This is a genomic window from Streptomyces sp. H27-C3 (assembly GCF_030063415.1).
GTDB lineage: Bacteria > Actinomycetota > Actinomycetes > Streptomycetales > Streptomycetaceae > Streptomyces.
In genome coordinates this window covers 134,717-146,048 of the sequence record NZ_JASITA010000019.1, presented here as the reverse complement: position 1 = coordinate 146,048, position 11,332 = coordinate 134,717, and the positions used below count along the sequence as shown (strand labels likewise).

Annotated in this window: 10 protein-coding genes and 3 pseudogenes; 6 read left to right on the top strand and 7 right to left on the bottom strand. The window is 69.1% G+C overall.

Annotated elements, in window-relative coordinates; all coding sequences use genetic code 11:
- Positions 1–282: 282 nt before the first annotated feature.
- The gene (locus tag QMK30_RS20665; RefSeq protein ID WP_283519762.1) at positions 283–705 is read right to left on the bottom strand and encodes a hypothetical protein; all 423 of its coding nucleotides are present in this window, start codon (positions 703–705) and stop codon (positions 283–285) included.
- A 141-nt stretch (positions 706–846) separates the two neighbouring features.
- Positions 847–1,722 carry a D-alanyl-D-alanine carboxypeptidase family protein gene (locus QMK30_RS20660; RefSeq protein WP_283519761.1) on the bottom strand — a complete coding sequence of 292 codons (876 nt, stop codon included), beginning with the start codon at positions 1,720–1,722 and terminating at the stop codon, positions 847–849.
- A gap of 349 nt (positions 1,723–2,071) precedes the next feature.
- On the opposite strand from QMK30_RS20660, the gene QMK30_RS20655 reads away from it, so the two are divergent.
- The gene (locus QMK30_RS20655; protein WP_283519760.1) at positions 2,072–2,491 is read left to right on the top strand and encodes a DUF1348 family protein; all 420 of its coding nucleotides are present in this window, start codon (positions 2,072–2,074) and stop codon (positions 2,489–2,491) included.
- Between the two features lie 50 nt (positions 2,492–2,541).
- Entirely contained in the window at positions 2,542–3,207 is a 666-nt protein-coding gene (locus QMK30_RS20650; protein WP_283519759.1) for a M15 family metallopeptidase, read from the top strand.
- A gap of 113 nt (positions 3,208–3,320) precedes the next feature.
- Here the strand turns inward: QMK30_RS20650 and QMK30_RS20645 are convergent, their stop codons facing one another.
- Positions 3,321–3,818 (bottom strand): peptidylprolyl isomerase, encoded by a 498-nt coding sequence (locus tag QMK30_RS20645; protein ID WP_283519758.1) that lies wholly within the window; start codon positions 3,816–3,818, stop codon positions 3,321–3,323.
- Positions 3,819–3,982: 164 nt separating this feature from the next.
- On the opposite strand from QMK30_RS20645, the gene QMK30_RS20640 reads away from it, so the two are divergent.
- The 4 genes from QMK30_RS20640 to QMK30_RS20625 all read left to right on the top strand — a co-directional run bounded on the left by QMK30_RS20640 (position 3,983) and on the right by QMK30_RS20625 (position 8,177).
- Positions 3,983–4,921, top strand: coding sequence for an SGNH/GDSL hydrolase family protein (locus tag QMK30_RS20640; protein WP_283519757.1), 939 nt, complete (start codon positions 3,983–3,985; stop codon positions 4,919–4,921).
- Between the two features lie 387 nt (positions 4,922–5,308).
- Positions 5,309–7,192 carry a transglycosylase domain-containing protein gene (locus QMK30_RS20635; protein WP_349362094.1) on the top strand — a complete coding sequence of 628 codons (1,884 nt, stop codon included), beginning with the start codon at positions 5,309–5,311 and terminating at the stop codon, positions 7,190–7,192.
- 59 nt (positions 7,193–7,251) lie between these two features.
- Positions 7,252–7,578 carry a hypothetical protein gene (locus QMK30_RS20630; RefSeq protein WP_283519756.1) on the top strand — a complete coding sequence of 109 codons (327 nt, stop codon included), beginning with the start codon at positions 7,252–7,254 and terminating at the stop codon, positions 7,576–7,578.
- Between the two features lie 62 nt (positions 7,579–7,640).
- The gene (locus tag QMK30_RS20625) at positions 7,641–8,177 is read left to right on the top strand and encodes a hypothetical protein (RefSeq protein WP_283519755.1); all 537 of its coding nucleotides are present in this window, start codon (positions 7,641–7,643) and stop codon (positions 8,175–8,177) included.
- A 25-nt stretch (positions 8,178–8,202) separates the two neighbouring features.
- On the opposite strand, the gene QMK30_RS20620 is transcribed toward QMK30_RS20625, so the two are convergent.
- From QMK30_RS20620 to QMK30_RS20605, 4 genes and pseudogenes are all read right to left on the bottom strand, one after another.
- Positions 8,203–9,696 carry a DUF6397 family protein gene (locus QMK30_RS20620; protein WP_502963181.1) on the bottom strand — a complete coding sequence of 498 codons (1,494 nt, stop codon included), beginning with the start codon at positions 9,694–9,696 and terminating at the stop codon, positions 8,203–8,205.
- Positions 9,697–9,709: 13 nt separating this feature from the next.
- Positions 9,710–10,317, bottom strand: a pseudogene (locus QMK30_RS20615) (GTP-binding protein).
- Positions 10,298–10,716: pseudogene (locus QMK30_RS20610) on the bottom strand (DUF742 domain-containing protein). The pseudogenes QMK30_RS20615 and QMK30_RS20610 overlap by 20 nt, the downstream one beginning before the upstream one ends.
- A pseudogene (locus tag QMK30_RS20605) lies at positions 10,713–11,125 on the bottom strand (roadblock/LC7 domain-containing protein). Before QMK30_RS20605 ends, QMK30_RS20610 begins: the two co-directional pseudogenes overlap by 4 nt.
- Between the last annotated feature and the right edge of the window lie 207 nt (positions 11,126–11,332).

Sequence of the window (11,332 nt, the reverse complement as noted above, 5' to 3'; positions counted from 1 at the left end):
TCACCCATGTCCTGCACTGGTCCCACTGGCGACGACAAGCACAACACCGGGCACGCATCAGCCACTACAAACGACGAGGCCACAACCCCTGCCCTGAACCACCGTCACGCCAAACACGGTTGCAGTATTAGGCAGCAAATGCGCCGTGAAGAGCGGTTTTGGCGTTGCGCACCGTTCGGCACACGAGGTTTTCCACCGCAAGGGCGTTCACACCGAGCCCTCCCGCAGCGAGGCCGTTCGCACCGGGATCGTTCGTACCGGGCGTGTTCATACCGGGCGTGTTCAGCGCAGGTATCGGCAGATGACCGCGTACAGGGCCCTGGCCTCTTCGCCCGGCTCGTTGCCGATGTCCGCGAGACGGACGGGCTCGGGCCCCTGCGGGGACGGGAACACGGTGTGGTGCCAGGAGCGGTCCCGGGTCACGATGACAGGGTCCCGGCCGGGGAACTGGTCAGCGGTGATGTCCACCAGGACACCGTCCCGTTCCAGCCAGGCGTGGGTCTGCCGGTCCGTGCGCGCGCCGCGGTACTGGTCCCACCGGCCGAGTCCGCACTGGGCGAAGTAGTCGGCCAGCAGCACGGTCGTGGGCCAGCACGTACCGGCGGGGAAGCTCTTGAACGGCAGATACACGAGGTCAGGCCAGCTGTCCCGGGAGGCCTCGATGCCATGGCGGAAGCGCTCGGCGGCGCTGCATACGTCGTCCACAGCTCTCATCGTCCACCGCGCCCGCCGACCGCGCCCGGCGGGAGCCTCCCACCGGGTCGGCGCTCGCCCCGCACAGAACGAAGGGACCGGCTCACGACTGGATGGTCGTGAGCCGGCCCCTTCTCGCCTGCCCGAATCGGGCTACTTCTTGAAGCCGTAGTCCATCAGCTTCTTCGCGTCCGCCGTGCGGTTCGCCGACGAGGAAGAGGTGAGGACCGTACCGATGACCGTCTTGCTGCCACGGGTGGCGGCGAAGACCAGGCAGTACTTGGCCTGCGGGCCGGAACCCGTCTTGACGCCGATGGCGCCCGTGTAGGTACCGAGCAGATTGTTGGTGTTGGCCCACGACATGTAGCGGTATCCGCCGCTCTTCGTCGTGACCTTCTGCTTGGTCGACTTGGTCTTCACGATCGTACGGAACTGGGAGTACTTCATCGCACTGCTGGCCAGCTTCGTCAGCTCACGCGGCGTCGAGTAGTTCGAGCCGTTCCCGATGCCGTCGAACGAGTCGAAGTGGCTGTTGTTCATGCCGAGGCTCTTGGCCGTGGTGTTCATCTTGCCGATGAACGACTTCACACGCTTGGCTCGCGTGGAACCGCTGCCGAACTTGTCGGCCAACGCGTATGCCGCGTCACAGCCGGACGGCAGCATCAGCCCGTACAGCAGCTGACGCACCGTGACCTTGTCGCCGACGATCAGACGTGCCGACGACGCGGTGTTCGCGACGATGTAGTCGCTGTACGCCTTCTGGACCGTGACCTTGGCGTCCAGGTTGAGGTTGGGCTGCGCGAGCACAACCCTGGCCGTCAGGATCTTGGTGGTGGAGCCGGTGGCGCGACGGGTGTCCGCGGCCTTGCCGAAGAGAGTCTTGCCCGTGCCGTTGTTCATCACAAAGCCGCCCTTGGCGACAATGCTCGGCGCCGGGACCGCAGCGGCCTGCGCCGGAGTGGTCAGTACCCCGGCCGACAGAACGGCACCCGTGGTGATCGCCACTGCGGACGCACGACGCATGCTCATAACGCTAATTTTCAAGATGAATACCCCAAATACCCCTGTGGTGCGGTCACATGAGAGTGCCTCTGACTCAATGAACGCACGAAACGGCGCAATGGATGCGCGTTCTGCCATGACATCCTCACCCGGCCCGCACAATGATCCGGCGCCCAGGAGTTTAGGCCCGCCCCGCCCCAGCCCCTCCCCCGCACCTGCCCTGTAGCCGGAATGTGACAGCACCCCCCGGCCACCGAGGACCAGGCAGGGAGCGACGCGCCAGTGCCGCACTGCGGAGCTTGCGCGAGAACGGCCGTTCTCTTAGACTGCCATCAGCGAGAGAACGCACGTTCTCCACTTGTGAATGGGGTTGTTGATGACCGACCAGAGGCCTCCGTTCCCACCGTTCACCGCCGAGAGCGCCGAGCAGAAGGTCCGGGCAGCCGAGGACGCCTGGAACAGCCGGGATCCCGAGCGCGTCGCCCTCGCCTACACCGAGGACTCCGAGTGGCGCAACCGCGACGTGTTCCTCAGCGGGCGCGCGGAGATCGTGGCGTTCCTGCGCGACAAGTGGCAGCACGAACTGGACTACCGCCTGCGCAAGGAGCTGTGGGCCTTCACCGGCAACCGCATCGCCGTCCGCTTCGAGTACGAGTGGCGCACCGACCAGGACCGGTGGTTCCGCAGCTACGGCAACGAGAACTGGGAGTTCGACGAGAACGGTCTGATGCGGCGCCGGTACGCGAGCATCAACGACTTCCGCATCGCCGCCACGGAACGCCGCGTCGCGCGCTGACCCCCACCCGGGCAACGGGAGCACCACTGCCCCTCGGGGATGATCACTGCATGAACGAGATCATCCTGATGTCGGACCCCCGGGTCGCCGGCGTGACTGTCCGCGAGTGCGGTGAAGCCCCCGTCGACGTACGCCTCGACGGGTCGCTGCTGGTCGACATGCGCGCGGAGGACCCTGCGGGAGTCTTCTGCTATCTACGCGAAGGCGTCCTCGGTCGGCTCGTCAAGGCGCAGGCGTCGCTGCCGCGCGGCCTGCGCCTGCTGTACGTCGAGGGATACGGGCCGCTGTCCCTGCAGCGGCACCATTTCGAGGAGTACGCAGGTCAGCTGCGGACCGCGCATCCCGAGTGGTCCGCCGAGCAGGTCGCATCGGCGGCGAGCCGCTATGTCTCGCCGCCCCACATCGCGCCGCACAGCGCCGGCGCCGCCGTCGACCTGACGCTCGCCGACGCGGACGGACGCGAGCTCGACCTGGGCACCCCGATGAACGCGAGCCCGGAGGACAGCGCGGACGCCTGCTACACCTCCGCGGACGGCATCGGCGACGAGGCACGCGCACGCAGGGAGATCCTGGGAGCCGCCCTGACGGCGGCGGGGCTGGTGAACTACCCCACGGAGTGGTGGCACTGGTCCTTCGGCGACCGGTACTGGGCCCACGCCACCGGGACGGACGGCGCCCTGTACGGACCGCGAGAGCTGGGCCCCGGCGTCGTATGACCTCGGCGGCATCTCCGATCTCCAAGAGCCGCCGAGTGCTGCTCTACGCACACGTGCCGGGGGGCGGCGAGACATCGCCGCCCCCCGGCACGTGTGAATCCGGCAGGAGTTGGTCAGAGCGCCCCGGAGTCAGCGATGGTGATCTTGGCGCTGGTCTTGCCGTTCGAGGAGCCGTAGCCCTCGATCTTCTTGACCAGCTTCAGGCTCTCCTCGTCGGCAACCTCACCGAACACGACGTGCTTGCCGTCGAGCCACGAGGTCACGATGGTGGTGATGAAGAACTGGGAGCCGTTGGAGTTCGGTCCGCTGTTCGCCATCGAGAGCTGGCCCGGCTTGGTGTGCTTGAGCTTGAAGTTCTCGTCGTCGAACTTCTCGCCGTAGATGCTCTTGCCACCGGTGCCGTTGCCCCGGGTGAAGTCGCCACCCTGGAGCATGAAGTCCGGAATGACGCGGTGGAAGGACGAGCCCTTGAAGCCGAAGCCCTTCTCGCCGGTCGCCAGCGCGCGGAAGTTCTCCGCCGTCAGCGGTACCACGTCGTCGAACAGGTCGAAGGTGATCCGCCCGGCGGGCTCGTCGTTGATGGTGATGTCGAAGTAAACCTTGCTCGTCATACCGACATCCTGACACTTCCCGGACGCCCGAGTCTCCTCGGGGGACTCGATGGGCGTCCCGTGTCCCCCTGAGCGCGTGCCCCGTATCGGCGTGTGCGCGGTCTGGACCTCTGGGCCCACTGGGTCCACTGTGGTCCCTCATGGCCGGGCGGGAGGGAGTTGCTGTGAGGCACGCACGGGTTGCTGCACTGGCTGTACTGGCGCTGCTCTGGGCGACCGGCTGCTCGGATCCCTCGGACGCCCCCGGCGCTCCCCTGGCAGCCGCTCCCAGTCCGCCCGCCGCCGAGCGGTCCGCGGAATCCGGGCCGGGCACGCCCACCCCGAAGGCACCGAAGCAGACGGAACAGCGGCCCCGGGAGAAATCGCGCGTCCTGTACCTCGGGGACTCCCTGGCCATGGAGAGCCAGGCAGCCCTCGCCGACCGGGTCTCCGCCACCGGGCGGGCGACCGTGCACAGTGCGCCGCATTCCGGTACGACCCTGTGCGACTACCTGACCGAGACACAGCACGATTCCCTGGTGCCGCCCCGGGACAAGGCCGCCGCCCTGGTCGAGTCCGAACGGCCGAGCGTCGTGGTGTTGCAGTTCTGGGGAAACTCTTGGGGCTACACGCCGTGCATGGGCTCGATCCCCCAGGGCGGCAGCGCGCAGTACTACACGCGGTACGCGGCCGACGCCAAGACTCTCACCGAACAGATCGCGACGGCGGCACGCGACGCCGGGATCCCCCGGCCCAGCATCGTGTGGGTGCTGCAGGCTCCGGACGCCTTCTCACCGGCCCGGGTCCGCCGGGTCAACAACATCTACCGGGCCCGGGCCGCGGCCGGTCCGGATACCGTGGCGGACGCGGGCCGGCAGGTGAGCCCGGCGGGCGACCGCTACACCTGGACGAGACAGCTGCCCTGCAACGACGAGGAGCGGGCCCGCGCGCGGGACTGCACGGGCGGGCTCACCTCGCTGCACCGCGAGGACGACCATCTGCACTTCTGTCTCGCCCCGACCACGAAGAAGTCCCGCCCGTGTCCCGTGCGTTCGCCGGGCATCGTGCGCTACACCAACGCGATCGCCGAGGTCGTCGACGTATCTCTGCGCGGGAAGACCTGACCGGTCTCAGCGCAGGAAGATCTGACCGGAAGGATTGTTGGAGCGAGCTGTCGATCCGCCCGTACCTCGATCGACGCAAGGGGGGAAGCGAGCACAGCCTTCGGCGTCCCGCCGATAGGCTCAGCGGGCTGCCTTCCGGACGCACCAAGGAGTACTCCGTGTCCAAGCTGCGCGTACACAACCTCACCATCTCCTTGGACGGTTACGCCGTCGGCCCCAACCAGCGTCTGGAAGCACCCTTCGGCGACGGCGTCGAGGACCTGCACGGGTGGATGTTCGCCGCGATGAGCGACCGCGCCGAGGGCAAGCCGGGGATCGACGTCGACCCGGAGTCCGCAGCGGACGGCGGAGCGGCGGAAGCCGGGCGGAGTCGGCGGGACCGGCGACATCGATGGAGTCGGCGAAGTCGAAGTCGATGGGGCCGGCGAGATCGGGGAGGCCGGAGAGGCCGGAGCTGCGCGAGACACCGGCGGCAAGGGCGCGGGCAAGCACCGACGCCGGCTGCCGAAAGCCGCCGGACGGCCCAGGAGACGCCGCTTCGTCACCTGGCGCAAGGCACTCGCCACGGTCCTCAGCGTATGTGTCCTGGTAGGCGCGGGCTTCACCTTCCTGTACATCGCCATCGACACCCCCCGGGCCAACGCGCAGTCGAAGGCCCAGAGCAACGTCTACCTGTTCAGCGACAGCACGCGCCTCGCCCGTACCGGCGAGGTGAACCGGGAGAACGTCCCGCTCGACCGCGTCCCCAAGGACGTACAGCGCGCGTTCGTCGCGGCGGAGAACCGGGGCTTCTACAGCGACTCGGGCATCTCCCTGACGGGCACCGCCCGCGGCATCGCCAGCACCGTGACGGGCCAGGGGAAGCAGGGCGGCTCGACCATCACCCACCAGTACGTCAAGAACTACTACCTCAGCCAGGAACAGACCGTCAGCCGCAAGGTGAAGGAGCTGGTCATCTCGCTGAAGGTCGACCGGCACGACTCCAAGGACGACATTCTCGCGGGCTATCTGAACACCAGCTACTACGGTCGGCTCGCGTACGGCGTCCAGGCGGCGGCCCGTGCGTACTACAACGTGGACGTCGAGGACCTGGCCGTCGAGCAGGGCGCGTACCTCGCGGCACTGCTGCAGGCGCCCAGCCAGTACGACTGGGCGGTAGCGGCCCCCGCGGGCAAGCGGCTGGTGAAGGCGCGCTGGGGCTATGTACTCGACAACATGGTCGAGGAAGGCTGGCTGGAGCACGGGGAACGCGAGCGGATGACGTTCCCCGAGCCGGCGGCCCCCAAGCCCGGCGCGGGCCTCTCGGGGCAGACGGGCTACTTGGTGGACACCGCGAGGCGGGAGCTGGTGGACGCGGGCGTCAGCGAGCAGGAACTGGCGGGCGGCGGCTGGAAGATCACTCTCCATGTGGATCCGGCCAAGCAGCGGGCACTGGAGCGTGCGGTCACAAAGGGACTTGCCGCCGGAGGCCGCAGCCCCAAGTCCGGCGCACGGAAGCCGGATCCCGACCGGCAGGCCGGGGCGGTCTCGATGGACCCGAGGAACGGGCGCATTCTGGCGCTCTACGGCGGCCGCGACTATTTCCGGCACTACCTCAACAACGCGACCCGCTCCGATTACCAGGCCGGCGTCACCTTCGAACCGGTCGCCCTGGCCACCTCGGCGGAGGGCAAGGTGAATGGCAAGTACGACGTCGGTCCCGCCGCCGTCAGGCGGACCGCCGAGAGTCTGGGCATGCGTACGGATCCGAGCGGCTTCGCGTCACCGCAGGCGACGTCGCTCGGGTTGATGGGGGCCGCTCCGCTGGAAATGGCCGGTGTTTACGCCTCGTTCAGCAACGAGGGCAAGAAGGTCACTCCGTCGATCGTGAAATCGGCGCAGCGGGGAGACGAGCGCACTCGTCTGCCGAAGGCAGTGGGCGGCCCTGCCATCAGTCCCCCCGCCGCCGAACTGATCAACTCCCTCCTCGCCACCTCCTTGACCCGCGACATGGAGAACCGCGCCTTTGTCGTTCCTCCGAGGGCGAGCGAGAGTGGACGGGCCGTCACCGGGACTTCGGGTCCGTCCGACGACGGGAAGGCTGAGTGGTTCATCGGCGGCACACCGGACCTGATCACCTCGATCGGGCTCTTCGGCGAGGACGCCAAGTCCCAGAAGCAGGTCCCCCTCAAGAACCTCGGTGACGGCCACCCCTCCCGAATCTGGGCGCTGTACGCCGAAGCCGTATCGGGCGGTCCACCCGCCGGCGTGGGGTCCGTGCCCGGCCGCTGAGCTCATCGGCGAGGACCGGACCACGATCCCCTCGCGGGTGTGGGCCCGGCTCTCCTGAGGTGACAGTCGCGCGTTTCACCATCGCCCCCGTCGACGAGTCCTCCTGGCGGCCAGTGCTGGGGGTTTTCAACCGGGCCGGAGACTGGGAGCAGCTCTTCGCCCGCGAACTGGCCGAAGCCCACTGGAGTGAGATGCTCGTACGGTGGTGGCCGCGCCTGCTCCCCGGCCTGTTCGCCGGGCTGACGCACGGTCTCATCCGCACCGCACACGCCGTACGCGGCCTGCATGCCGCCGAGAAGCCGACCCTGTTGCGGCTGGGCGAACTGGCCGGGGCCTGGCGTACTGGGCCGCCCGCTACACCGAACCGCCGGGCCGCGCGCGACTGATCGGCTCGCACCAACTGCCCGCCGCGAGCGCCGCGTTGCCCCGCCAGGCGCCGGAGGGACCGATGGGTCCGGGGGCTGCCCGGCAGCGGCTGGACACCCTCGACAGCACACCTGGGTACACGGAGGCGCTGGATTGGCTCGCGCCGGACCAGGCGCCCAGACTGCTGAGCGAGATGACCGCGCAGTTCGCCGATGTGTACCTCGGCCACCCCGAAGTCTTCCCGGTCCCGCTGATCCACGGAGTCACCGCGCCCGCGGCCGTACGCATCGTGCTCCCGCATCCGCCGCACGAGTTGCACGAGCCGACACTGGCCGCGCTGTGGCAGGTGCACACCGCCTTCCTGCTGGCCTTCACCACCGATCGGCGCGGCGAGGGCACCATGGACTGGCGGGCGGAGGTGCCGGACCTGCCGCCGTTGGCGGAGCTGGGCACGCGAGCGGCGGAGCACGGCGATGAGCACGTCATCAAGTTCACCGAGGCATGTCTGCGCGAGTACACACTGTGGCCCGATCCGCGTTACCCGGCGGCGGCGTTCGCCGCGCAGCGGCGCATCACCCGCCTGAATGACGGAGGAGGCGTCGGGAGCGTACGCCCCTGACTGCCCCGCCCCCGAGGGCCGCGCTTCAGCGGGCGCCGCCCCCGTGGGGTGGCCTCCTTCGGTGCAGCCAGCCGCGGAGCCCGCGGGAGGACTCAAGGAGGTGGGCCGAAAGTGACCGCTCGCCGTCCGGGCAGGCAGGCGTCCGCAGCGGTCGGCCGCCCGCCGGTCGAGCGGAGGCCGACCGTGGATCCCCCGCGTCCCGGTGCGCAGAGGCCGGCGACGGTCGCACCAGGTCCGGGCGTGGGGCTGACCGCTGTTCACGGGCGTCGTCCAGCAACAGGGCCAGGCTCACCCGTTGCCAGAGAATTTCGTCCGGGTCGTCGGCCAGCAGCAACCGGCCGACAACCTCGCGCGCCGCGGCCGACTCGCTGTGCGCCACGGCGGGGCCGGGCCGGAGCTTCTGGAGGTACGCGCGTTCATAGGGATCGTCGACGACCTCCGCCAGCTGGACGGGGTCGAGCACGGAGCTGATGATCGCCGCCCGCTCCCAGGGATCCTTGGTCTGCCGCGTCAGCGGGCCGAGGCGCCGGGCGCGCCAGTTGCGCGCCCGCCAGTCCTCCCCCTCGGCGAGCATGCTTCGCATCGCCTCCGGGGACCGGCCGGTGAGCAGGCCGGGCTCGCGGGAGGCGAACGCCCTGAGGTCTTCGGCGAGATAGAGCCAGACGACCGCCCGGTAGCGGTTGAGGTAAAACTTGACGGGACTGATGTATCCGGTGCGGGCCAACCGGGTGAAACGGGCCGGGCTGATGCTCATGAGCAGGGCGCCTTCGGTGGTGCCGACCGTTCGCACCCGCTCCCGCAGAGCCTCGGGGGTCCCGTGCGCCGTCCGCAGCCTGTCGATCTCCTCGCGGGCGAACCGGCGCCGCCCGGTCCCCGGATCCGGTGTGGCCCTGAGGTGCCCGAGCTGAACGGCAAGGTCCAGCTCGGCCCGCTTCAGACCCAGCTCCTGCGCGGCCCGGGACGCGGCCAGCGGCTTGCTCGCCAGCGCCTGTGCCGGCGGCAGCGCCTGTCCCGGTGGTGGCGGTGCCTCCGCCTGTGCCGATTCAGGCGCTTGCCCCCGTGCTTGTCCTGCTTGTCCTCGTACTTGCGCTCGTGCCGGCGCACCGGCAGCAGCGGCGGCGCAGTGTACTTCCTGTACGGCCATGACGTCTCCCCGTGAGATGCGAATACTCTCGGTGACGACCGTAGCCCGTACGGTCCGATCCTCGCCCGGCCTGTGGATAACTCCACGGCCAGGCGAGTCTGCGCAGCTCAGACCTGGGTCGAACAGTTGGCCGGGCGAATCACATGCCCGTTCAGACAACCGTGCAGCCGCCCGTGCGGATTTTTGTTCAGATACCCGTTCAGACGGTTGCGGGCCCATCGGGCCTAAGGGCTGTCCCGTAATCCCTGGTGGATCAGCGCACGGCGTCAGATGCGGTGCATCGCAAGGCGGAGGGACGTTCGCATACTGGACGTATTCGGGCGTTCCGACAACGCGGCGAGGTGCCGTAGCTGTCGTCGTGCGCCTGCCAGGGATTGCGGGACAGCCCTTAGCCTGCGGAGTCGAGCAACCGGGACGTGTGCATTCGCCCCGCGTACTCGACCAGCCGCGCCAACACTTCCTTTCCCGAGTCCCGGTCCCGTGCGTCGCACAGCAAGACCGGTGTCCCCCGGACCAGGTCGAGGGCGCGTGAGACTTCGTGTGCGCCGTAGGTCCGCGCCCCCGAGAAGCAGTTGAGCGCCAGGACGAAGGGGATGCGCCGGTGCTCGAATTAGTCGACTGCCGGGAAACAGTCTTCGAGGCGGCGCGCGTGTCCGCGAGGACTACAGCGCCCAAGGCGCCCTGGGACAGCTCGTCCCACAGGAACCAGAACCGGTCCTGCCCCGGCGTGCCGAAGAGGTACAGCGAGAGTCCGGACCTGACGGTGATGCGTCCGAAGTCCATGGCGACGGTCGTGGTGGTCTTGCGGTCCACGCCCCCGGTGTCGTCCACCGTCCGGCCCACTTCGCTGAGCAGTTCTTCGGTACGCAGCGGCCGGATCTCACTGACTGCGCCGACGAGGGTCGTCTTGCTGACCCCGAAGCCACCGGCGACCAGGATTTTCAGCGCAAGGGCGGTCGTCTGCCCACCCTTGTCGTCAGAGCGCTCGGAGCCCATCGATCACTTCTTTTCTTTCAGGATCTTCTCGTCGGGTAGCTGGGCAGGCGGTACGGGCCTGCTGACCTGTACGTAGCCGGATTCGAGCAGGTCACCGAGGAGTACCCGGACCACCCCCACGGGCAGGTCCGCGGCGGCGGCGAGTTCCGCGACGGACTGGGGCTCCGCGCGGCACAGGGCGAGCAGCGAGCGGTGCTCGGGGCCGAGCAGCGATTCCTCTGCGCTGCCCGGTGCGGCGTCCAGGACCACGACCAGCGCGATGAGGTCGAACCGCACTCCGCTCGGGCCCGGCTTCGTCCTGCCCCCGGTCATCGCGTACGGGCGTACGAGCGGGCCGGCGTCGGAGTCGTACCACTGACTGCCCCGGTCGGTGGAGTCGGGGCCCCTGTCACCGGTCATGTGCGGGGCGGCGCGTACAAGTGCTCGCCGAACCGCTTGACCAGCCGGGCCATTTCGTAGGCGATGAGACCGATGTCCGCGGCGGCGGTGCTCAGGACGGCCAAGCAGGAGCCGTCGCCCGCCGCGGCGACGAACAGGAAGCCGTGGTCCATCTCCACCAGCGTCTGGCGTACGCCGCCGACGTGGACTGCCGCCCCGCGCCCTTGGCCAGACTATGGAATCCGGAGGCCACGGCGGCCAGGTGTTCGGCGTCCTCGCGGTTCAGTTCGCTCGACGTGCCGACGGCAAGGCCGTCGTTCGACAGCAGGACCGCGTGCCGTATTTCGCCCACCCCGGCCACCAGGCCGTCCAGCAGCCAGTCGAATTCGCCGCGGGGATGAGCGGCCCCGGTTCTCTCTTGCTCGATCACGTGTGGTCTCCTTCGCTGCCGCGGTCCGTGGAGCCGTGGGCTTCGCCGCCCTTCCTGGAGAGGGGTCCGCGCGGCGCTGCGTGACCGCGGGCCCATCCCTCGCGGTAGGCAGTCAGCCGGTCCCTTGCCTGCTCCGGGGTGCGCTCGTGCGATCGTCCGGGCCCTCGCCGGAAGAGGCGTGGGGTGCGGTGGCCTCGGGTGCGGCGA